Origin of the sequence: Alcaligenes sp. MMA, assembly GCF_020907215.1 — a bacterium.
Lineage (GTDB): Bacteria > Pseudomonadota > Gammaproteobacteria > Burkholderiales > Burkholderiaceae_B > Alcaligenes > Alcaligenes aquatilis.
The window spans coordinates 66,757-87,606 of the sequence record NZ_JAJJPP010000002.1; the positions used below are offsets into that span (position 1 = coordinate 66,757).

21 protein-coding genes are annotated in these 20,850 nt (G+C 58.3%); 10 read left to right on the top strand and 11 right to left on the bottom strand.

All coding sequences use genetic code 11. From position 1 onward, the window contains the following. The first annotated feature begins 14 nt into the window (after positions 1-14). Both LNA76_RS08760 and LNA76_RS08765 read left to right on the top strand, forming a co-directional pair. Positions 15-1,925 (top strand): beta-ketoacyl-ACP synthase III, encoded by a 1,911-nt coding sequence (locus LNA76_RS08760; protein ID WP_094195394.1) that lies wholly within the window; start codon positions 15-17, stop codon positions 1,923-1,925. Between the two features lie 3 nt (positions 1,926-1,928). After that, positions 1,929-2,861, top strand: a complete 933-nt coding sequence (locus LNA76_RS08765) for a DUF6999 family protein (protein ID WP_230018880.1) — start codon at positions 1,929-1,931, stop codon at positions 2,859-2,861. 92 nt (positions 2,862-2,953) lie between these two features. Here the strand turns inward: LNA76_RS08765 and LNA76_RS08770 are convergent, their stop codons facing one another. Further along, entirely contained in the window at positions 2,954-3,796 is an 843-nt protein-coding gene (locus LNA76_RS08770; protein WP_094195396.1) for a branched-chain amino acid aminotransferase, read from the bottom strand. A 112-nt stretch (positions 3,797-3,908) separates the two neighbouring features. Beyond that, on the bottom strand, positions 3,909-5,015 hold the full coding sequence (locus LNA76_RS08775; protein WP_230018881.1) for a DUF418 domain-containing protein: 1,107 nt from the start codon (positions 5,013-5,015) through the stop codon (positions 3,909-3,911). 76 nt (positions 5,016-5,091) lie between these two features. Here LNA76_RS08775 and LNA76_RS08780 point away from each other — a divergent pair, with 76 nt between their 5' ends. Continuing rightward, a complete protein-coding gene (locus LNA76_RS08780) occupies positions 5,092-5,703 on the top strand; it encodes a TetR/AcrR family transcriptional regulator (protein WP_230018883.1) in 612 nt (203 codons plus the stop codon). 48 nt (positions 5,704-5,751) lie between these two features. Beyond that, a complete protein-coding gene (locus LNA76_RS08785; RefSeq protein WP_108728261.1) occupies positions 5,752-6,189 on the top strand; it encodes an acetyltransferase in 438 nt (145 codons plus the stop codon). Positions 6,190-6,359: 170 nt separating this feature from the next. On the opposite strand, the gene LNA76_RS08790 is transcribed toward LNA76_RS08785, so the two are convergent. The 9 genes from LNA76_RS08790 to LNA76_RS08830 form a co-directional block, all read right to left on the bottom strand. Then, positions 6,360-7,130, bottom strand: a complete 771-nt coding sequence (locus tag LNA76_RS08790) for a fumarylacetoacetate hydrolase family protein (RefSeq protein WP_230018885.1) — start codon at positions 7,128-7,130, stop codon at positions 6,360-6,362. 6 nt (positions 7,131-7,136) lie between these two features. Then, on the bottom strand, positions 7,137-7,802 hold the full coding sequence (locus tag LNA76_RS08795; protein ID WP_230018887.1) for an aspartate/glutamate racemase family protein: 666 nt from the start codon (positions 7,800-7,802) through the stop codon (positions 7,137-7,139). A 7-nt stretch (positions 7,803-7,809) separates the two neighbouring features. Continuing rightward, the gene (locus LNA76_RS08800) at positions 7,810-8,448 is read right to left on the bottom strand and encodes a flavin reductase family protein (RefSeq protein WP_230018888.1); all 639 of its coding nucleotides are present in this window, start codon (positions 8,446-8,448) and stop codon (positions 7,810-7,812) included. Position 8,449: 1 nt separating this feature from the next. Continuing rightward, a complete protein-coding gene (locus LNA76_RS08805) occupies positions 8,450-9,712 on the bottom strand; it encodes a Zn-dependent hydrolase (protein ID WP_230018890.1) in 1,263 nt (420 codons plus the stop codon). Beyond that, positions 9,709-11,076: a dihydroorotase gene (locus tag LNA76_RS08810; RefSeq protein WP_123050885.1), complete on the bottom strand. Its 1,368-nt coding sequence runs from the start codon at positions 11,074-11,076 to the stop codon at positions 9,709-9,711. The genes LNA76_RS08805 and LNA76_RS08810 overlap by 4 nt, the downstream gene beginning before the upstream one ends. Before the next feature lie 122 nt (positions 11,077-11,198). Then, positions 11,199-12,707, bottom strand: a complete 1,509-nt coding sequence (locus LNA76_RS08815; RefSeq protein ID WP_230018892.1) for an amidohydrolase family protein — start codon at positions 12,705-12,707, stop codon at positions 11,199-11,201. Then, positions 12,704-13,528, bottom strand: coding sequence for an ABC transporter permease (locus tag LNA76_RS08820; RefSeq protein WP_094195406.1), 825 nt, complete (start codon positions 13,526-13,528; stop codon positions 12,704-12,706). Before LNA76_RS08820 ends, LNA76_RS08815 begins: the two co-directional genes overlap by 4 nt. Further along, on the bottom strand, positions 13,528-14,289 hold the full coding sequence (locus tag LNA76_RS08825; protein ID WP_094195407.1) for an ABC transporter ATP-binding protein: 762 nt from the start codon (positions 14,287-14,289) through the stop codon (positions 13,528-13,530). The genes LNA76_RS08820 and LNA76_RS08825 overlap by 1 nt, the downstream gene beginning before the upstream one ends. A 67-nt stretch (positions 14,290-14,356) precedes the next feature. After that, complete coding sequence (locus LNA76_RS08830) at positions 14,357-15,370, bottom strand: ABC transporter substrate-binding protein (protein WP_094195408.1); 1,014 nt, start codon at positions 15,368-15,370, stop codon at positions 14,357-14,359. A 150-nt stretch (positions 15,371-15,520) separates the two neighbouring features. Between LNA76_RS08830 and LNA76_RS08835 the strand changes: the two genes are divergently transcribed. The 6 genes from LNA76_RS08835 to LNA76_RS08860 all read left to right on the top strand — a co-directional run bounded on the left by LNA76_RS08835 (position 15,521) and on the right by LNA76_RS08860 (position 20,718). Beyond that, positions 15,521-16,429, top strand: a complete 909-nt coding sequence (locus tag LNA76_RS08835) for a LysR substrate-binding domain-containing protein (protein WP_094195409.1) — start codon at positions 15,521-15,523, stop codon at positions 16,427-16,429. Between the two features lie 245 nt (positions 16,430-16,674). Then, the gene (locus tag LNA76_RS08840) at positions 16,675-17,619 is read left to right on the top strand and encodes a substrate-binding periplasmic protein (protein ID WP_108728253.1); all 945 of its coding nucleotides are present in this window, start codon (positions 16,675-16,677) and stop codon (positions 17,617-17,619) included. A gap of 86 nt (positions 17,620-17,705) precedes the next feature. Then, a complete protein-coding gene (locus tag LNA76_RS08845; protein ID WP_108728252.1) occupies positions 17,706-18,437 on the top strand; it encodes an amino acid ABC transporter ATP-binding protein in 732 nt (243 codons plus the stop codon). An 8-nt stretch (positions 18,438-18,445) separates the two neighbouring features. Continuing rightward, the gene (locus tag LNA76_RS08850; protein WP_108728251.1) at positions 18,446-19,117 is read left to right on the top strand and encodes an amino acid ABC transporter permease; all 672 of its coding nucleotides are present in this window, start codon (positions 18,446-18,448) and stop codon (positions 19,115-19,117) included. A 12-nt stretch (positions 19,118-19,129) separates the two neighbouring features. Further along, a complete protein-coding gene (locus LNA76_RS08855; RefSeq protein ID WP_094195413.1) occupies positions 19,130-19,798 on the top strand; it encodes an amino acid ABC transporter permease in 669 nt (222 codons plus the stop codon). A gap of 14 nt (positions 19,799-19,812) precedes the next feature. Further along, positions 19,813-20,718: a dihydrodipicolinate synthase family protein gene (locus LNA76_RS08860; RefSeq protein ID WP_125277351.1), complete on the top strand. Its 906-nt coding sequence runs from the start codon at positions 19,813-19,815 to the stop codon at positions 20,716-20,718. The last annotated feature ends 132 nt before the right edge of the window (positions 20,719-20,850 follow it).

Sequence of the window (20,850 nt, forward strand, 5' to 3'; positions counted from 1 at the left end):
TCAGGAGTATTTCTATGCCCGTGGCCTTTGAGCACGTTGTTATCCATCAGGCCCAGTGGTTTATGCCCGGCGAGCCGGTCGATAACACCGCCATGGATAACTTTATTGCCCCCTTGAATCGTATTTCGGGGCGTATCAAGCAGCGCATTCTGGCCGAGAACGGCATTCAACAGCGCTACTACGCGATTGGTGAAGATGGCAGTACGCGTTGGAGCAATACGGCTATGGCCGCCAATGCCATTCGCCGTTGCCTGGAGCAGGCGGGTTTGAGCATGAGCGACATTGGCCTGCTGGCCAGCGGCTCATCAGGGGGGGATTTGCTGATGCCCGGTTTTGCTAATGCGATTCAAGGGGAACTGGCGGCCCCCCCGCTGGAAGTGCATTCCGTACACGGGATTTGCGCCGCAGGAGTCACGGCTTTGCAGACGGTTGCCCAAGGTATCGAGTTGGGGGCGCATCGCCATGGCATGGCGGTGGCCAGCGAAATGCCTTCGCGCCTGTTTCGCCGCTCGCGTTTTGCATCACAAGATTATCAGGCAGACTTCGACGCGCATTTTTTGCGCTGGATGCTGTCCGATGGCGCCGGTGCGGCTTTGCTTAGCCACCAGGATCAGGTGCTGCCTACCACCCAGCCCGGCGTGCGTTTGCGTCTGCGCTGGATTCATCAAAAATCCTTCTCGGGTGATTACCCCGTTTGCATGCAGCTAGGTGCCGCCCGCGACTCCACGCGCAGCCATCTGGATTACGACTCCTGGGCCGACGCTGAACAGGCCGGTGCCTTGTCCCTGCGCCAGGACATTCGACTGCTGCCGCACTTGTTTGACATCGGCATTCACGAGTACGTGAAGCTGGTGCGCGATGGCTGGGTCGACCCCGAGCGCATCAGCCACTTCCTGTGCCATTACTCGTCCGAAAAATTCATGCCTGTAGTGGCCGATTTGCTGGAGCAGGCTGGCCTGGGTATCCCGGCCGAACGTTGGTACAGCAATCTGCGCTGGCGCGGCAATACAGGAGCCGCATCCATTCTGATCATGCTGGCCGAGTTCATGCGTGATCGGACCTTGACGCCCGGCGAGCAAATCCTGTGTTACGTGCCCGAGTCGGGCCGCTTCATGACGGCCTACATGCTGCTGGAAGTGGAAGCCTGCGATGCGCCGGCCCCAACCGTGTCCTACCCGTCTGCCAAGCAAGCGGTAGCTGCGTCCTGCGAGCAGGTGGATATTGCTCCCCCGCACGATCCGGCCACGGCCCCGCAAGGCTTGCGCGATTTGCTGACGCAATTGGCCCCCATCTGGCATGACTATCGTTCCCAGGTGTGGCGTACGCCTTTGCTGCGCAGCCTGCATGATGGCTCGATTCGCATGCAGGACTATCAAAAGTGGATGGCAGACTGGATTCCCCAAGTGCGTGAAGGGGCCAAGTGGATGCGCGAAGCCTGCGACTCCTTGTCGCCCACTTACGCACCGCTGGCCGAGCTGATTCGTCTGCACGCAGGCGAAGAGCAGGACGACTTCAAGATTCTGTTCGAGGATTATCAATATGCGGGTGGCACCGCGACCGAGATCGAGCAACTGACTCGTAATCCCGGTGGTCAGGCTCTGAATTCTTACCTGCATGCCTTGGCGGCCAGTCAGGACCCGATTGGTTTGCTGGGGGCGATTTATATTATTGAAGGCACAGGCCAACGCATTGTGCCCGCTTTGTTGCCCCTGCTGAAATCCTCGCTGTCGCTGGAACCGAATATGTACCGTTTCCTGCACTATCACGGCATGAACGACGAGCATCACCTGGCCCGTTGGCTGGTGGCGGTGGAATTGGCTCTGGATTGCGATGAAACAGGCCGCGCCGAGCAGATTATTATTGAAACCGCACGTCGCACCGCCGCCCTGTACCTGATGCAGTTCCAATACGCGAAAGAGTGTTAAGTCATGGATCAAATCCCGGATTTTTTAAGCAAACCGCATGACCCGCAGGATCCCAATCCCTGGCGGGCCTTGTATCTGGATCGCAGCACGCCCCTGCCTGACGAGGTCAAGCAGGCCTGGCTGACCGACTCCAGTTCCTCATCGCGTCAGTATCTGCTGCCGTTCTTGCGGCCATTGGCACGCCTGATGATTGTGCTGATTCAAGTCGTTAAAATCTTTTTGCCACGCAAATGGTCGCACTCGGGCCTGCTGCACCGCATTCTGGTGTGGGGCCTGAAGCGTTTTGTCTCGCCACAGGCCAACTGGCTGATTCTGCGCCACTTCCATCTGGGTTCACAGGTGCTGGCCTTTATCGCCGCCAACTCGCCCACCCAGGTGCCGACTTCGCCGCTCACGCCCATGAACATCGACGAATTGCGTGATCACACTTTTGTGAAGCACGATTTGAATCTGTTCAATTTCGTGATCCGGCTCAATCAGACCTTGCGGGACAATAATCAGGAAATCGGCCCGCCGGAGCGGGTGGATTTTTCCATGATCCAGCCCATACCCCTGGCGCTGGATGACATGCCGCAAGGCCCGCTGAACAAGATGGATCTGCAAAGCGCCATTGAACTGTTCACGCCCTTGTATCAGTTGTTGCTGACCGATAATGACTTCTGGCGTGCGGCCAATTCCTTGCAGTTGGACGAGACGATCGGGATTTATGCTGCCAAGATCCTGCAGGCGCCCGAGCACCTGATTCTGCTCAACAATGGCCATCCTTTGGTGCCTATGTCGACCTTGCGAGCAGGCTACCGCTTGGTGCTGCACGGCTTGTCGACCGAGATGCTGCATAGCCTGCTCAATCAGATGAAGCAGGCGCAAGCGCAAGCAGAAGGGGACCAAGCGCCAGATTTGGGGCAGGGCGATAGCCCGGTTTCTCCCGCCGTATAAAAATAAAAACGGCTCAATAATGAGCCGTTTTTCATTGGGCGCACTGCCTATTTTTCAGTAATGTAGGTGGCCGCTTGGCTACCTCTTGAGACTTAGTTGCGCTCGGTATAAGCCATGTACAGCTCGCGAGCACGGGTCTCAACCGGGCCGTGCGCATAGTGGTGATCGTCAATGCGATTGCAGTGCAGGACCTTGCCGTAATTGCCGGTACTGAATACCTCGTCCGCATCCAGCACGTCTTGCGGTGTCAGGCTGACTTCACGTACGTCAAGACCATCGTCGCGCAGTAGTTGCATGACACGGCGGCGGGTAATGCCGTTCAGAAAGGTGCCGTTCAGCTCGGGTGTGAGCACGACGCCGTCACGCACAATCCACAAGTTGGCGACGGCAAACTCGGCCACTTTGCCTTTGGAGTCCAGCACGATGGCGTTGTCAAAACCCCGTGCGCTGGCATCGCGCAAGATACGTTGGGTGTTGGGGTACAGGCAGGACGCCTTGGCATCGGTGGGAGCCATGGAGGGGTCTGGGCGCAGGAATTCGCTGAACGTGGCGCTAAAGCCGCTGTCTTCCGGCATGGGGGATTCAAAAATATGAATGGCCAATTGGCTGGTGGCTGGATCGGGCTGGATGAAACCGCCGGGCGCGAAATACAGCAGCTTGATGTAGTAATCCGTGGAGTGGGATAGTTTTTTCAGGCCCTCATGCACCAGGTCCACGGTTTGCTGGGGCGTCATCACGGGTTCCATGCCCAGGGTGATGGCCGAGCGGTTCAGGCGCTCACAGTGCAGATCCAGATCCGGAGTATGGCCGTGGATGGAACGGGCACCGTCAAATACGGTCGTGGCCATCCAGAAAGCATGATCTGTGGCGCCAATCAAAGGCGCGCTGGTGTCGCTCCATTGGCCATTGGACCAAGTGATTTCATTGTTACTCATGGGACATCACTCCTGATTTTATTGTGGCGTAGTGGCAATTCATTTTTGCCGTCCTCGTATTTCCAGTACACATAATAGAGAGCAAAAAACGATTTGGGGGGGTGTCAGCGTGCTATCTGATTTTTTGGGCACCGTAGGTGATGCGTCGTAGCACCGCTTCCAGCGGGCCGCGCCCCCAGTGCTGGGCAATCAGGCCCGTCAAAATCATGGCCAGCAGAGCCAGTGCAATGGCGATTGGCAATAGTGCGGCATTGCCAAAAACATCAAACAGATTCAGGCCATAGCTGCTAAAAATCAGCCCGGCCAAAATGCCTTGGGTCACATAGGCGCTCAGCGAATTGCGGCCTGCTTCAATCAAGACATTGGGCAGTCTGAACCATTGCCCGCAGCGTAGCAATAGATAGAGATACACGGCTGACAGCATGGGGGCACCTATCGCAATGCTGAGCAGGCCAATCAGTCCCATCAGGTTGGTTTCGTAGGCCACCAGGGCGCTAAAACAATTGATGGCCAAAGCCAGCGGCAAGAGCCAGGGCAGGGCGCGTCCCAGCTTGTGTTGTCCTGCACTACGATGTGCAAAGAAATTGCTTTTGGCTGCAGCCAGTCCCAGCAACATGGCTCCGAACGCCAAAGGGCCTTGATACAGGAACATGAAAGCGAAGGCATTCGGCCATTCTTTCAGGCGCGCCAACGTTGCTTCGGAGAAGGCTCCACCCAGGGAGTAAACCGGGGCCATGTCCTCTGTACTGGAGAGCAGGTAAACGATCAGTCCAATACTAATAATTTCTATCAGCACCATCAGCAAGGCGACCTTGACCAGCCCACGCGCAGAGAGCGTGCGCAGCGGCCAGATCAGCACACCCAACACCGAGTAAAGCAGCAGGATATCGCCAGTAAATACCAGGGTTGCGTGCAAGCAACCCAGCACGGCCAGGCCGAGCATGCGACGAAAATAACGGCGGCTCAGGGGAACGCCAGCACGTTCGGCAGAGCGTGCCTGGATTTCGATGCCCCAGCCAAAAATCAGCGAGAACAATAGGAAAAATTTGCCCTGAAACAGAAATTCGATCAGGAAGGCAGCGGTATGGTCATAGGTGGTGGAGATGTTTATCGGGTCACTGTCGCTCAGTGCCAGATAGGGCAGGTTCACGACACAAATGCCAATCAGGGCAGCGGTGCGAATCAGGTCGATGGAGGAGTTGCGAGAGGCCGAAGACATAGGTGCTTATTGTTTGAGCGCTTGTTCAATGTCATAATATTGAGCGATTGCTCAATGTGTCAATAGGGGACAGGTGATGAGTGAAAAAGAAGACAGTGCCACGCGAATTCGACAGGCCGCTGCCCAGATTTTGATGGAAGTGGGGGTACGTGCCGCGACCACCCGCATGGTGACCGAGCGGGCGGGGGTTGGCCGTGGGCTGTTAAACCATTACTTTCGTTGGTCCGAATTACGGGCCGATGCCTGGGGCGAGATTTTTGACCAGTTGCTGGATCAGGAGGCGCAAGCCTCGCAAGAACCGCAGGCCTTGATGGAAAGTTACCTGAACAGTGCCTTTGAACAGAACAATCGCATTTACTGGTTCTTGTGGTTGGAGGCTGCCGACCTGGCCAAAACCGATGCGGCACTGGCGGTGGTGATGACACGGGTACAACGCCGGATGCTGGAACAGTTGGCTTCCTACCTGAGACTCGGGACCGAACAAGGACTGTGGCAAGCGCCCGATCCTGAAGGTACCGCGTTGCGGCTGTCCGCCTTGTATGACGGCCTAGCCAATATGTTGCTGACCCAGTCCACGCAACTGAGCCCGGAACAAGCCGAGCAGCATTTGCGGCGTCTGTTTTTTCTGGAAACCCGGCCGGTTTCGGCGGACAGTACAGGCCAGGCAGAGCCAGTGCGTGGTTGTTAGGCGTGATCCCCCTGCTGTGAAAACCAGATGAACCCCTAAAAGGGAAAGATGATGAATATTCGCCATTCGCGCCCGGAGGACGGGCAACGTGCTGTTGAAATCTGGCGCAAGGCCGTTGATGCTACACACGACTTTTTATCCGCTCAGGATCGTCAGGACATTGATGAACTGGTCTGTGGTTTTCTGCCCCAGGCCAGCTTGTGGTTGGCGGTGGACGAGGCCGACTACCCGCTGGCTTTCATGCTGATTGACGAAGGCCATATGCAGGCCTTGTTTGTGGACCCGGACAGCCGGGGAACGGGTATTGGCAAGGCTTTGGTGCTGCACGGCTTGAGCCTGCATCCCACCATGACCACCGATGTGAATGAACAGAATGGGCAAGCCGTGGGCTTTTACGAAAAAATGGGCTTCAAGCGTACTGGTCGCTCGCCTGTGGACGATCAGGGCAGGCCTTATCCGCTGATTCATCTGCAATATCAGGCTTGATGTGTATCGCATGGTCTGATGCTTGGGTCTTTGTCTCCCAAGGCCCGTCACTATTGGCAAATCGGCTTTGCACACGGCATTCCCTGCAATAGCAGTGCAGAGCCTGTGCTGCTTGATGAGAGGCTCTGTCAGGCAAAGCCAGCGCCGTTTTGGACGCTGGCTTTGTGCTTTTATGCACAGATAAAGTCCAGCTCACCAACCCCTTGAATGGCGGCCTGAATCTGGTCGCCGGGAGCGGCATACAGCATGGGCAGGCACGTGCCGGTAATGATGACCTGACCCTTTTGCAGCCCGCCAAGATGGTGGCTACCCTGATTGGCCAGCCAGATCAGCAGCCGTGTCAGCTCGCCGGCCGGATTCTGGTTCGGGCCTTGCAGCACGGGCTGTTGGCCCACTTGCAGGCGCGCCCATTCAGGTTGCAGCAGTGTCATATCCTGCGCGGCGATCCCTTGCGCCTGATGGACCAGCGCACCGTGGCTGGCCAGGTCGGCCAGGGTGGATAGACGACCCACGGTGTCACGCTGCACAAAACGCGATTCCACTATCTCGACTGCCACACAAACCTGGCTGATCGCCTGCCAGATTTGCTCCATGGAATAGGGTGCCTGGCCGGGTGGCAAGTCCTGGCCCAGAATCAGGCCGATTTCCACTTCTATGCCTCGCAAAGACAGGCTTTCACCGGCAGGTGCATTGGGGCTGGCGTAACGAAAGCGTTGGGGCAGGGGGGCGCAGGTAGGCGGGGCTACGCTATTGGCCGCGCCGACTTTCCAGCCACCTAGGGGGCCCAAGGCGTCCATTTGCATGGCTTGAACGCGATAAGCCTGATCAAACGACACCGGGCGCAGCGATTCGGGCCAGTCCTCGATGGGGCGGTTCTCTTGGCGAGCCTGAAGCAGCCGCTGTGCGGTTGCCAGGCAGCCGGATTGCAGAGGGGCGTTCATCAAGGTTTACCAGCCTAACAAGCAACGGCCCAAGGCAGCCGCAACAGTGGCCTGCGTAGGCTCCACGACAGCAATGCCCAAAGCCTGTTCCAACGCCTCGCGCTGATTGGCCATACCAGCACAACCCAGCACCACAACGTCGGCGCCGTGCTCATCACGCAGGCGTAGGCCCACTTCCGTCAGGCGTTGCAGGGTTTTTTTCTCATCCGCCAGTTCCGATACGCCCATATTGATAGCCAGATCGGCTGCCAAACGGTCCGTCACACCCATCGCGCCAAAGTAACGCAGGTGACGCGGAATGGAGGTCTGCAAAATGGACAGCACGCCAAAGCGTTGGCCCAGCGACAAGGCGGTCAGCACGCCGGTTTCGGCAATGCCCAGTACAGGTACATCGACCGCTTCGCGCAAGGTGTACAGGCCGGGGTCGCTAAAGCAGGCCACCACATAGGCAGCGGCGTCTTCTTTGACGCTCAGGGCCTGGGCGCGCAGGTGGGGAATCAAGGTGTCGATATCGGTTTGGCTTTGTACACCTGCCGGTCCTTGGGGCAGGCGCAGGCAGGAAATAGCCGGGCCATCGGACAGACGCAAAGGCTGGACAGCACGGTCCAGGCCGTCCGTTACGATCTGGCTGGAATTGGGGTTCAGAACGTAGATATGAGGGCGACGGTTCATGATGTTGTTATGTTTGGGTGGGCGGTGGCCCGTTTCGGTGTCTTAATTTTTCTGACTGAAAGCGGCCCTGCAGGCCGACATACCAGTCAGAACCATGCAGGCGCCCGATCGGGTCGTACGCGTCTATATCAATGCGCCCTTCAGGCGTCAGGATGGTGTTATCGCAGTGCATATGCAGAATTTCACCAATGACGATATGGCGTAGCGGGCCCAGGTCCAGCGCGGTGTGCAAACGGCACTCAAACTGCACCGGGCATTGGGCGATACGGGGCGGCTGCACTTGCACGCTGGGAGCCAGATCCAGGCCCGCTTGCAGATGCTCGGCCTGCCCGGTCGGGTAGGCAATGCCGCAGATATTCATGGCGTGTGCCAGCTTGGCACTGATCAGGTTCACCACAAACTGGCCGGTGGCCAGAATATTGCGGGTGGTGTCCTTCAGGCCATCGGCAGAGTGCGCATCGTTTTCCAGGCCCAGTGCCAGCACGGCAGGCGCTGAACCCATCACATTGAAAAAGCTGAAAGGGGCCGTGTTCACGCGCCCCTGCTGGTCACAGGTCGTGACCAGGGCAATGGGGCGCGGCAACACGGTGTTGACCAACAAGCGGTAGCGTTCGCGTTCGCTGAGCTGATCACAGGACCAGTCCATGTCAGCTCTCCAGGCTCTGGTCTAACATGACAACGGTCTGATACAGAACCCGCGTACCGTCCAGAAGCTGTTCGGAAGTAATGGATTCTTCGGGACAATGGCTACGACCATTCAGGCAAGGAATGAAGATCATTCCCATGGGGCCGCTGGGTGCCATGTAAACCGCATCGTGACCGGCTCCGCTTGGCATCACCATGCTCTGGTATCCCAACGCACTGGCGGCCTGCTCGATAATGTTCATCACATCGGGCGTGCAGTCTGTGGGCTTGGCCAGGCTGACTTGCGCCGCGTCCAGACCCAGGCCCATGGCCTCGATTTCCGGGCGCAGCTGGGCCAGCAGTTCCTCGGTGAAGTTCTGCATCAGCTCCTGACGGTCGCTGCGCACTTCCACCATCATTTCTACGCGTCCGGGAACGGCATTGGAGGCGTTGGGCGTCAGGTTCAGGTTGCCAATGGTAGCGACCAGATAGTCTGGCCCACCCAGCGCACGGCGAGCCTTGCGGTCCACTGCATTGATGATCAGGCTGGCACCGACCAGGGCATCACGGCGGATGTCCATCGGTGTGGTGCCAGCATGGTCTGGACGACCCGTGATGATGATGCGATGGCGGCAAATGCCCACGATATTGCTGACCACACCAATGGGCAGATTGCGCGATTCCAGCACCGGCCCTTGTTCGATATGCAACTCGACAAAAGCGGCAGTATCACCGGGTGCACGACGGGCCTGGGCCAGTTCCTGGGGGCGGCCACCGATGCGGGCAATGCCTTGTGCCAGTGTTTCGCCCTGTGGATTGCGTTCGGCCAGCATGGCCTCGGACAGAACTCCGCCCATGGCGCGGCTGCCTACGCAGGACACGCCATAGTCGCTAGGTTCCTCAGACAGAAAATCCACCACTTCAAAAGGGTGGTCTAGCTGGATGTTCTGCTCGTTCAGGCAACGGGCGACTTCCAGCCCGGCCAGCACGCCGATAATGCCGTCGTAGCGCCCGCCATACATCACGGTGTCGCAGTGCGAGCCGGTCGTAATCGGTGCCAGACCGGGCTTGCGTCCTTCGCGGCGACCGATCAGATTGCCGGCGGCATCCACGCGTACTGTCAGGCCCGCTTCCTCGAACTGTTTCAGCAACCACTGACGCGATTGCAGAAACAGATCCGAGAAGGCGCGACGGGTCCAGGGCTGGTCGGGTAGCGTGAACGCGGCCAGCTCCTGAGTGCTGTGCCACAGACGCTCCTGGTTCAGCAAGGGCATGGCCAGACTCATGACAGTTCGCCTGCTTTGTGCGGACGGATGAACTGACCGTCGCCCGCCGCGTTACGCACGGTTTTGCCGTCCCAGGCCAGTTGGCCGCGCACATAGGTGGCTTGCACACGTACTTGGAACTCGCGGTCCTCGAAGGAGCTCCAGGTCACGGCGGACAGGCTGTTGGACGGGTCAAAGCGGTAAGTTTCGGGTTTGACGATCACGATGTCGGCGTCTGCTCCTACATTCAGCGAGCCCTTGCGGTGTTCCAGCAGAAAGTGTTGAGCAGGGCCCCAGCACAACTGTTTGACGACCATGGTGGGGGAAATGCCGTGCTCGGCGCAGCCTGTCCAGAAGGCGGGCAGCAGGGTTTCCAGACCAGGACCACCGGAGGAGTTCTGGAACACATTGTCAAACTGCTTGCGCTCCAGGCCCCAGCTCACGTGGTCGGAGGACACGAAGGTACATTCGTCGTTGGCAATGTGGGTCCAGAGCAGATCCATTTCCGCCTTGGGGCGAATCGGTGGGTAGTGCTTGGTCTTGGCACCGAAGCGGCGGGTGTGCTCTTCGTGGTTCAGCATCAGGTACTGCACGCAGGTTTCAATCGAGGCCTTGTGGCCTGCCTGACGGTACATATTGCAGATTTCAAAACCGCGCGACAGGGACACGTGCACGGCGTGGGCACGGGCACCGGTCTGGGCACCGATTTCGTAAATAGCGCTGGTGGCCAGGTTTTCGATCAACGGTGTGTGGGCGCGCAAGAATGCGTCCCAGCCCGTATCACCAGCTTCGACCATGCGCTTGATGTTCTTGCGAGTCAGTTCCTGGTCCTGGTTGTGCACACCGCAAGCCAGGCCGGAGGGGGCGATCAGGCGGAAGGCTTCCATCAGGATGTCTTCTTCCACGCGCGGGAAGCGGTTGGGGCTGGCTTCAAAGGTAGAGAATTTGAAGCCGCACACGCCGCCTTCAATCAGGCCTGCCGCCGCTTCCAAACCATGCTGGTCGTTCAGGGTGCCGTAGCAGGCCACGTCCACGTGGCAGTCACTTTCAATGCGGGCAATCTTGTCGTCCAGTTGCGGACGGGAGGCAACGGGTTCGGGATCGTCGTAAGGCATTTCCACCATGGTGGTCACGCCACCGGCGGCGGCCGCACGCGAGGCCCAGCCCAGCCCTTCCTGATTGGCCTGGCTGCCCGAGTGCACCTGGCCGTCCAGCACGCCGGGCATCACCCACATGCCACGCGCATCTACGTGCTCGCGGGCCGAGGGGGCCGCGCCAACGCCACGGGCTGCTACGCGACCTTCACGCACGGCCAGCCAGCCGTCCGTGATGATGCGGTCGCGCTCAACAATATTTCCTCGTACTACCAGATCGAAGTCGCTCATTATTTTCCTCCTTGGATGGCTCGGGCCCGCGCATGTCGCGTGTCCGTAATCGTGTTCGTTTCTATGATTGAAGCAAATTCAATCATGAATGTCGTATGCCTATTTATCGGTAAAACATAACGTCATGTTAAGTCTTGCTTGGAGTGCGCCCAGCGCTGTACGTGATAGCGGTCATGGCCCAGGCACAGGCAGAAAGAGCCCACCGCCTTGGCCAGTTTTTCCGTGATGTGACGCTTGTCATAGGTGTTGCGCGTGATGCGTTCCTGGGCCTGCTCCACTTGCTGGCGCAGGTGCGGCATATTCACTTGTGTTAACTGTCGGTCGCGCACGGCAAACTGGCCGTCGACCATCACATGGCGCAGCGCCAGGCCGTCTTCCAGATGTACTAATTGGTTGACCGTGTTGTTATGTGGAATCCAGTTGATATGGCCCAGATCCAGAAACACGATGTCGGCTTTGCGGCCCGGTTCCAGACGTCCCAACTGCTCGCCCATGCCCAGACAGCGGGCACTGCCCTCCGTCGCTGCATGCAGCGCTTGTTCGGTTGTGACCCAGCGTTCCGTATCCGGGCCACGCACTTTGGACGAGAAAGAGGCCAGACGCATGGCTTCGTACATGTTCTGGTTATCGCCACTGTTCGAGCCGTCCGTGCCCAGACCCACGGTAATACCGCGTTCCAGCATGGCGTTTACATCGGCAATCCCATTACCTAAACGCATATTGCTGCCGGGGTTGTGGGCCACCATGGCGCCGCGCGAGGCCAGAATGTCCAGATCGCGTTCGTCCAGCCAGATGGCGTGCGCCAGGGTGAAGCGGGGCGAGATCAGGCCCAGCTTGTCCAGATGCTGAACAATAGTGGTGCCATAACGCTTCATGCCGGTCAGGGCTTGCACATAGGACTCGCCAACGTGGCTGTGCAGGCCGATAGTGCGTTCTGCGCTGATTTCACCGCAGGTTTGCAGGAACTCGTCCGAGCACAGCATGGGAATGGTTGGCGCCAAAGCCACGCGAATGCGGTCGGGGTTGCGCTGCTGGTCCAGAAAGTCTGTCAGACCCGATAGCGTGGCCCGAAACGACTGGGGTGCCAGTTGGGCCACAAACTTCTGCAGTTCTTCCGGTAGGGCGTCGATCAGGCCGGGCACGGATTGGTAAAAGGACAGGTCCGCCATCATGGGGGCGACGGTGGCCCGCATACCGGCATCCACATAGGCCTGGGCGACGGCATTCATGCCTTCCGCCGTGGGGACGGGGACCTCAGAATACAGGTCGTAGCTGGCGGTACAGCCTTTGAGCAGCATTTCTGCCGCGTTTAGCTGCGTGCTCAGGTACTTGTCTTCCAGATGACGGTCGCCATTGATCCAGGGGCCTGCTGTCAACAACAGTTCCAGTGACCAGCGATCCCCCATGGCCTTGGCATAGGTGCCGTGGCCGTGGGTGTGGGCGTTGATCAGGCCGGGATGCAGCAGTTGGTCATCCGCTTGCACTACCGTGGCGTCAAAGGGGGCGGGCAGGCCGGGCGGTCCCATGGCTTCGATCTCGCCATTCTTGATCAGAATGTCCAAAAGCTCGGCTTTGGCCTGGGCGTGAGCCAGCACCAGGCCCCCACGGATGACCGTATAAGGGGATGTCATGATCCGCTCCGATTGTCTTTGATTGCCCAAGGGAACAGGATACGTTCGGCGGCAGAGATCACCTGGAAGAACACAATACCCAGCACCGACAAGATGGCCATGGCGCCAAAGGCCACTGGCGTCTTGAAGAAAGCGGTGGAGGTGGTGATCAGGTAGCCCAGGCCTTGGTCGGCCGCTACAAACTCACCCACCACCGCGCCGACGACGGACAAGGTGATGGCGACCTTCAGGCCCGAGAAAATAAAGGGCACGGCAAAGGGCAGACGGATACGGAAGAACTCTTGCATACGGGTGGCACGGCAGGCACGGACCAGCTCGATCAGCTCGGGCGGGGCGGCCAGCAGGCCAGCGGTCATGGAGATCACCAGCGGGAAAAACGCGACCAGAAAAGTCACCACGACACGCGGCAGCTCAGTAGGTCCAAAGATAATCACCAGAATCGGGGCCAGGGCCACCTTGGGGATGGACTGAGTCAGAATCAGCAGCGGGTAAATCGCCTGCTCGAAAAAACGCGAGTAGGTAATCAGCACGGCCAGCGGGAAGCTCACCACAATGGACAGCAAAAAGCCCAGCATGATGGTGCGCGTGGACACCAGCGTGTGCATCAGCATGGCCTCTTTCATTTGCATGGAATCGGCCCAGATGCGCGAGGGGGCAGGCACCAGGTATTCAGGGATATCAAACAGGCGGCTGGCCAGTTCCCACAGAATGACCACGGCAATCAGGGTGATGGCCGGGACGGTAATTTCATTGAAATCGCGCAGGCGCAGTCGTCGCTTGCGCACGGGCGCGGCGACCAGGGTTTGAGTTTGCTCGCTCATCAAGCCACCTCGTGTTGGAAAATAAGTTCACGCACGGCGGCGGCACAGCGTGTGAATTCCGGCGTGCCCACCAGGGAAAAGTCGCGTTCGCGGGGCAGGTTTACATCCAGAATTTCGCTAATCTGGCCGGGGCGTGGCGACATCACCACAATACGGTGGCCCAGCATGACGGCTTCGGAAATCGAGTGCGTCACAAACACAATGGTTTTGGGGTCTTCGTACCAAAGGCGCAGCAGTTCCAGCGTCATGGTTTCGCGGGTCAGCGCGTCCAGTGCGCCGAAAGGCTCATCCATCAGCACCACTTTGGGGTTGTGTACCAGCGCGCGGCAAATGGCTACGCGTTGTTGCATGCCGCCGGACAATTGCTTGGGGTGATGGTGCAGAAAATTGCCCAGACCGGCGGTGGTCAGCAGGCGTGTGGCGCGGCTGCGAGCCTGATCGTCCAGCCGCCCCATGATGCTGGACGGCAAGAGGGTGTTGTTCAGAATATTGGCCCAAGGCACCAGGGTCGGGGCCTGGAACACAATGCCGGTGTCCTGACGAGGGTGGGCAACGATTTCATCATCAATGCTGACCGTGCCGCTGGTGGGCATCAACAAGCCTGCAATCAGGCGCAACAGCGTGGATTTGCCACAGCCCGAGGCGCCGACGATGGCAATGATTTCGTTGTCCTGGATGTCCAGATTGATTTGTTTCAGTGCCTGAGTCTCGCGCTCGGTATGACGACCGTAGATCAGGTTCACGTCTTGAATGCGTATCACAATGCGCTCCTAGGCGCGCGCTGACCCGCCTGGGCCAAGCCAGTGCGCGCGCAAAAATCAGCTCAGCTCAGGGCTTGGCTGTGCCGTTGGCTTTGACGATGAACTGCGGGTCGTAGGCTTGGTGGTAGTCCCAGGCCGGGTCCAGGCTCTGAGCTTCAACAACGGCCTCGTAGGTGGTTTTCATGCGGCCTTCTTCCAGACTGCCTACCCCGTGCTGGGCACTGAAATCGGTGTAGATATAGCCCAGCACGGCGTTCAGGTTGCCCATGCAGTCATCCAGATCAATTTCTGGATTGGCCTTGACGTGGGCCTGGCAGGCGGCGTCCGGATCCTTGCGGGCGGCTTCCCAGGCTTCGATGGTGGCGTTCAGGAAGTTCTGCACCATTTGTGGGCGTTCAGCCAAGGTCTTGTCGGTGGTGAAAACGGACAGGGCGTAGATGTTGAAACCCTGCTCGCTAAAGGGCAGCACCACGATTTCCTTGCCAAAACGCTTGGCCTGCTTGTTCTGGTAGTAGTAGTTGGTGGCCAGGAAGGGAGCGGCGTCCACTTTGCCGTTGATCAGCAAGGGGGCCATAGAGGAGCCGTCTACCGTCACCCATTGGATCTTGTCGGGGTCGGTATTGGCTTTGCGTGCCACCATTGGAAAGTAGAGCTTGTGGCTGTTGCCGGGCGAGACGGCAATTTTCTTGCCCTCCAGGCCGGAGAAGTTGGTGATGCCCGAGTCCTTGAGCACAAACAGGGAGTGGGCCGAGTGCGAGAAGGTGGACGCAATGGCCTTGACGGGAGTCTGGCTGTTCTGGCGCGAGGTCAGAATGGCAGAAATATCGGCCAGGCCAATATCGGCGGCGCCACCGGCTACTTTCAGAACGGTATCGCCCGAACCGGTGCCTCGGGTGATCTTCAGGTCTATGCCGTGTTTGTCGTAAATCCCATTGGCAATGCCCGAATAGTAGGGGGCATAGTCGCCGGTGGGGATGAAGTCCAGCATCAGATGGACGTTGTCAGCGGCGTGGGCGGTGGGCGCAGCGGCGGCCAGTCCCAAGCCCAGCACCGCAAGGGTGCGCGCAAGCAGGGTTTGCATGATTTTGTCTCCGTGTCGTAGTTATGAAGCCGCTCTTTGGGCCCGTTGCGATCAAGGTGCAGCGGGATGGCAGCTTGAAAAAATTGAAACATGGGCAAATCAAAATGTCTTATGCTTATTTGTGCTCGAAACATAAGGCTACGTTAAGGGATGCTGCTCAATCTTCGTCAAATCGAGGTCTTTCGCGCCATCATGCTGACCGGTTCTATCAGCAAGGCGGCACAGTTGCTCAACGTATCGCAACCGGCCATCAGTCGCCTGCTTTCCTATACGGAATCACGCATTGGTCTGGTGCTGTTCGAGCGCATCAAGGGACGTCTGTACCCCACGCCAGAGGCGCGTCGGCTCTATCAGGAAGTGGAGCAAGTCCATAACAGTGTGCAGCGGGTTAACGAGGTGGCGACCGACCTGATCGAAAAGCGCCACGGCAGCTTGCACATTGCTGTCAGCCCCAGCCTGGGGCAAACCTTGATCCCCATGGCGGTGACGCGTTTTCGCAAAGCATTCCCGGATGTGAAGGTGTATGTGCGCACCCTGATCTCCAGTGATCTGGTTCAGGCTTTAGTCACCCAACAGGCCGAAGTGGGCGTGGCCATTGTGCCGCTGACCCATCCCAGCCTGCATGCCCAATCCATCTACGAAAACCATCTGGTGGCGGTGTTGCCCGCCAGTCATCCCTTGGCTGACAAGCAGGAGCTGGATGCCAGCGATCTGGAAGGGCTGGACTTGATTGGTTATGGCAATGACACGCCTTATGGGCAGATGGTGCAGCAGCTATTTGGTAACCGTCCGGGTGTGCCGCAACTGTCTGTAGAAGTGCGTTTGACGCATATTGCCTGTGCCATGGTGCAGGCCGGAGCCGGGATTGCGATTGTGGACGAACTGGCCGTGGCAGGCCGGGTCTGGCCGGATGTGGTGGTACGCCCCATCAATCCGCGCACCACCATGCCCTTGCACATGCTGCATTCCAATGTCGTGCCGGTGTCGCAATTGGCGCACGACTTCATGGACGTGGTGATTTCCACGGCCTCCCGAGGGATGCGGGCAGGCTGGGCCTGAGTGACTCAACAATACCGCCCCCCGCGCTGTCCCGTCGTTTGACTGCCTCTTCAAAGGGGGGACTTACCCTTAGGGCGGGCCGGCGGGAAAACAAGCTGTGTTCGTGGAGTCCGCCGTGTACAGGGGACACGGAAATTCGCTTAACGCTGTGTTATGAAGAGTTAATAAAAAAGCATATGACATCAAGGTTTTGCCACCCCTAGAATTAAAGCACTACAAACAGAAAATGATGGCAAGGAGACCTTATGCAAGGCGTAAACACTATCGCCGCGATGGTTGCGGCTGTTTCTCGCAAACACAATATGTTCCGATTGGGACGTGCCCGTTTGGGACGCAAGGCTGGCTTGATGCTGGCTGCCGTGGCCGCTGGCCTGGCCTTGAGCCTGCCAGCACATGCAGACAATCCCAATCAGGGCAAGAAGTTCAAAGTCGCGGCTGACGTGGGCCTGGTGCCGTTCTTCATGCGTGGCACCGACGGCAAGATGGATGGTTTTTCCAACGACCTGACCCAGGAAGTGGCCCAGCGCATGGGTTATGACGGTGTCGAGGTCATCGATACGCCGTTTTCCGCTATTTTTGCAGGCTTGTTTTCCAGCCGCTATGACATGGTGGCCGCCCCCACCAACACCACGCGGGAACGTGCCGAGCAAATGCTGTTTGCCGAACCGTATATGGCAGGCGGCCTGAGCTTTCTGGCTAAAAAAGGTGCCACCGTCAATGCGCTGGAAGAGCTGAAAGGCAAGACCATTGCCGTCAATAACGGTAGTTTCTCGGATCGCTGGTTGCAAGAGAACCAGGAAAAGTACGGCTACAAGATTCAGCGCTTTAACAAGAACACGGATGCGGTGCAGGCTGTGGCCATTGGTCGTGCTTTTGCCAATATGTCCGAAACTCCTTTGGCCCGCTACATCGCCACAAAAACCCCCGCTCTGGCCCCGGTCTACGACATGACCACCGAGGCCAACTATGCCTTTGCCTTTCGCAAAGACGACACCGCCTTGCGTAACCGTGTAGATGAAGTGCTGGAATGCATGAAGCAGGATGGCTCGCTATCGAAGCTGCATGTGAAATGGTTTGGTACGGAACCCAATGCCGGTACCGCCATGACAGTCGTTTTTCCCGGTTATGGCGCGCCTGACTACCCTGGTTACGAGCCCACCGAGCACACCCCCGACTGCTCCCGTCCTTAAAGCGCCATCGCGCTGTTTCTCTAGCTATACGGCCCTGCAGGGGCCGGTCCCCGCCTGCCCGTCGGGCAGGCGGTCAAGGAGCGACCATGAGTGAAATTGTCCGCATCCAGGGCTTGCGCAAGTCGTTTGGGCAAGCCGAAATTCTTAAAGGCATAGACCTGAGCGTCAGCACCGGCGAAGTCGTGGTGATGATTGGCGGTTCGGGCTCGGGCAAAAGTACCTGCTTGCGCTGCATCAACCGTCTGGAGACCCCTACCAGTGGCACGATTGTGGTGGCAGACAGTGATGTGACTTGTCCGCGCACCGACCTGAATCAGGTGCGTCAGAACATAGGCATGGTGTTTCAAGGCATACACCTGTACCCGCACATGACGGCGCTGGGCAATGTGATGCTCGCGCTGCGCAAGGTGAAAAAAGTACCCAAGGCGCAGGCCGAAGAGCAGGCCCGCCACCATCTGGAACAAGTGGGCCTGGCCGAACGTATCGAGCATTATCCCAGCCAGTTGTCCGGTGGCCAGCAGCAGCGTGTGGGCATTGCCCGCGCTTTGGCGCTGGAACCCAAAGTCATGCTGTTTGACGAGCCTACCTCGGGCCTGGACCCCGAGCTGGTCGGTGAAGTGTTGAACGTCATGAAACGTACCCGCGATGCGGGCATGACCATGGTGATTGTCACGCACGAGATGCAGTTTGCCCGCGAGGTGGGGGACCGTATTGTGTTCATGGACCAGGGTGTGATCCTGGACCAGGGCAGCCCCGATGAAATTCTGTGTAAACCGCGTCACAAGCGGATTCAGGATTTTCTGAGCCGCATGAACTGAGGTCGGCCATGGATCAGATTGTTTACTACTTCTTTAACTGGACGCTGATCAGCCCCCATTTGCCCGAGATCATGCAGGGCTTTTGGGTCACGCTGCAAATGGCTGTGATGACCGTGATTCTGGGCACCGTTCTGGGCCTGGGTCTGGCCGTGCTGCGCTGCTATGGCTGGCGTCCCGTCAATATTCTGATGACGCTGTATGTGGACGTATTTCGTGCGATTCCGCAGTTGGTCATTATTGTGCTGGTGTTCTTTGCCTTGCCCTCAGTAGGCATTGTGATTGAACCGATCCCGGCCACCGTGCTGGCCTTGAGCCTGGTGCTGTCTGCCTTTGCCGAAGAAATCTTCTGGTCCGGCATTGCGGCGGTGCCGACAGGGCAATGGGAGGCGGGCCGCTCTACCGGCATGGGTTTCAGCCAGACGCTGTTTGCCATCATCTTGCCGCAGGCTGTGCGCCTGGCGATTCCGCCGCTGACCAATCGTGCCATCGGGATTACCAAAGGCACCACGTTGGGTTCAGTCATCGCCGTGCCCGAGCTGCTGAATGTGTCCAGCAACATCCAGTCCAACATCGCCAACCCCACCGCCTTTACGGCCGGGGCCATTTTGTTCTGCCTGATTTTCTTCCCCTTCGTTCATCTGACGAGGGTGCTGGAACGGCGCTATGCGATCAAGTCGTAGGAGTGATGCGCTATGGAACTGATCGATACGTTTCTGAATCCGACCATTCTTGCCGCCAGTTGGCCGTTGCTGATGCAGGGCCTGTGGCTGACGGTCAAGCTCGCCGTCATTATTGTGCCGCTGGCCGCGTTGCTGGGCCTGATTATTGCCTGCCTGCACTATCAGCGGCATCGCTGGCTGAACCGATTGATCTTGCTGTATGTGGATTTCTTTCGTGCCTTCCCGCCTTTGGTGTTGCTGATCTTCATTTACTACGGCCTGCCGTTCCTGGGCCTGCCCTTGAATGAATTTTCCGCCACGGTGCTGGCGCTGGTGCTCAACAGCAGTGGCTATTTTGCGGAGATTTTCCGCGCTGGGCTGGAGTCGGTCTCGCCCGGCCAGAACGAGGCGGCACGCTCGACTGGCCTGAATGCCCGTCAGGCCATGGCCTATGTGGTCGTGCCCCAGGGTGTGCGCAATGTGATTCCGGATCTGGCCAGCAACACGTTGGAAGCCATCAAGCAGACCTCGATTGCCTCGGCCGTGGCCTTGCCCGAGCTGTTGCGTTCTGCCCAGATCATGCAGGGCGAGACCTACAGCCAGACACCGCTGATAGCTGCTGCACTGATTTACTTCCTTCTTCTGTGGCCCTTGGTACGCATGATTTCGCGTATGCAAAAGCCGTTTGTCATTCCACGTTGAGCCTAAGCGTAACTATGAAAAATAAAGGTGTCTTTTCCATTTGCCCCACCCCCTTCAAACCGGGTGGCGAGCTGGATTTGCAAAGCCTGGTCAGTCTGGTGAATTTCCAGCTTGAAGCCGGTATTCACGGACTGGCAATCTTGGGGGTGATGGGCGAGCTGCATAAGCTCAGCACCTTCGAGCGCCGTCGTGTCATTGAAACTGTGGTGGCCGCGGTGCGGGGCGCGGTGCCGGTCTGGGTGGGCGTGCGTGCTCTGGGCACAGCCGCCGCCGTGGAACAGGCTCGTAGTGCCGAGGATCTGGGCGCGGATGCGATCTTTGTGGCCCCCTTGGCCGGGGCCGACGAGGACATGCAGGTGGCCTATTACCGCCAGATCGTGCAGGTGATCCGTATTCCGGTGGTGATTCATGACTTCCCGGAACTGTTTGCCGCCCGTATCAGCCCCGCCTTGGCCGTGCGCCTGAAAGGCGAGGCGGGCGTGTCCATTTTGAACTCTGAAGATCCGCCTGTTGGTCAGAAAATTACCGCCGTGCGTGGCTTGTCCGGTGATGCACTGCCTATCTTGAGTGGCCTGGGCGGCATGCATTTTCTGGAGGAACTGCAACGGGGGGCCGATGGTGTGGTTACCGGCTTTTCCTTCCCGGAAATTCTGTTGAAAGTGTATGAGCTGCATCGCCAGGGCGATCAAGAAGAAGCCGCCCGTGTCTTTGACCGTTATTGCTCGCTGATTCGCTACGAATTCCAGCCCTTGGTGGCGCTGGCGTTGCGCAAATATTCCTATATGCGCCGTGGGATCATTGCCTGCGACGCCACCCGCGATCCGGCCACGGCGCTGGATCACATCAGCCGTGACGAGTTCGAGGCCGTGGTACGCCGCGTGGGCCTGGATTTGTCCGTCAAGGGCGTGCAAACCGTTTAAACCTTGCTGTTCTTGAGTAATTGCTGCATTTGTTGGATTTGCCGGGTAAGTAGCGTCTGGGGGGCCCCGGCGTTGTTTACCCGGTTTTTTTTGCTTCTTCTTCTTCTTCTTCTTCTTCGTCTTCTTCTTCTT

Excerpts from the sequence above, each read along its gene's own strand:
- LNA76_RS08760 (WP_094195394.1), top strand. The coding sequence starts at position 15 with ATGCCCGTGGCCTTTGAGCACGTTGTTATCCATCAGGCCCAGTGGTTT.
- LNA76_RS08765 (WP_230018880.1), top strand. The coding sequence starts at position 1,929 with ATGGATCAAATCCCGGATTTTTTAAGCAAACCGCATGACCCGCAGGAT.
- LNA76_RS08770 (WP_094195396.1), bottom strand. The coding sequence starts at position 3,796 with ATGAGTAACAATGAAATCACTTGGTCCAATGGCCAATGGAGCGACACC.
- LNA76_RS08775 (WP_230018881.1), bottom strand. The coding sequence starts at position 5,015 with ATGTCTTCGGCCTCTCGCAACTCCTCCATCGACCTGATTCGCACCGCT.
- LNA76_RS08780 (WP_230018883.1), top strand. The coding sequence starts at position 5,092 with ATGAGTGAAAAAGAAGACAGTGCCACGCGAATTCGACAGGCCGCTGCC.
- LNA76_RS08785 (WP_108728261.1), top strand. The coding sequence starts at position 5,752 with ATGATGAATATTCGCCATTCGCGCCCGGAGGACGGGCAACGTGCTGTT.
- LNA76_RS08790 (WP_230018885.1), bottom strand. The coding sequence starts at position 7,130 with ATGAACGCCCCTCTGCAATCCGGCTGCCTGGCAACCGCACAGCGGCTG.
- LNA76_RS08795 (WP_230018887.1), bottom strand. The coding sequence starts at position 7,802 with ATGAACCGTCGCCCTCATATCTACGTTCTGAACCCCAATTCCAGCCAG.
- LNA76_RS08800 (WP_230018888.1), bottom strand. The coding sequence starts at position 8,448 with ATGGACTGGTCCTGTGATCAGCTCAGCGAACGCGAACGCTACCGCTTG.
- LNA76_RS08805 (WP_230018890.1), bottom strand. The coding sequence starts at position 9,712 with ATGAGTCTGGCCATGCCCTTGCTGAACCAGGAGCGTCTGTGGCACAGC.
- LNA76_RS08810 (WP_123050885.1), bottom strand. The coding sequence starts at position 11,076 with ATGAGCGACTTCGATCTGGTAGTACGAGGAAATATTGTTGAGCGCGAC.
- LNA76_RS08815 (WP_230018892.1), bottom strand. The coding sequence starts at position 12,707 with ATGACATCCCCTTATACGGTCATCCGTGGGGGCCTGGTGCTGGCTCAC.
- LNA76_RS08820 (WP_094195406.1), bottom strand. The coding sequence starts at position 13,528 with ATGAGCGAGCAAACTCAAACCCTGGTCGCCGCGCCCGTGCGCAAGCGA.
- LNA76_RS08830 (WP_094195408.1), bottom strand. The coding sequence starts at position 15,370 with ATGCAAACCCTGCTTGCGCGCACCCTTGCGGTGCTGGGCTTGGGACTG.
- LNA76_RS08835 (WP_094195409.1), top strand. The coding sequence starts at position 15,521 with ATGCTGCTCAATCTTCGTCAAATCGAGGTCTTTCGCGCCATCATGCTG.
- LNA76_RS08840 (WP_108728253.1), top strand. The coding sequence starts at position 16,675 with ATGCAAGGCGTAAACACTATCGCCGCGATGGTTGCGGCTGTTTCTCGC.
- LNA76_RS08845 (WP_108728252.1), top strand. The coding sequence starts at position 17,706 with ATGAGTGAAATTGTCCGCATCCAGGGCTTGCGCAAGTCGTTTGGGCAA.
- LNA76_RS08850 (WP_108728251.1), top strand. The coding sequence starts at position 18,446 with ATGGATCAGATTGTTTACTACTTCTTTAACTGGACGCTGATCAGCCCC.
- LNA76_RS08855 (WP_094195413.1), top strand. The coding sequence starts at position 19,130 with ATGGAACTGATCGATACGTTTCTGAATCCGACCATTCTTGCCGCCAGT.
- LNA76_RS08860 (WP_125277351.1), top strand. The coding sequence starts at position 19,813 with ATGAAAAATAAAGGTGTCTTTTCCATTTGCCCCACCCCCTTCAAACCG.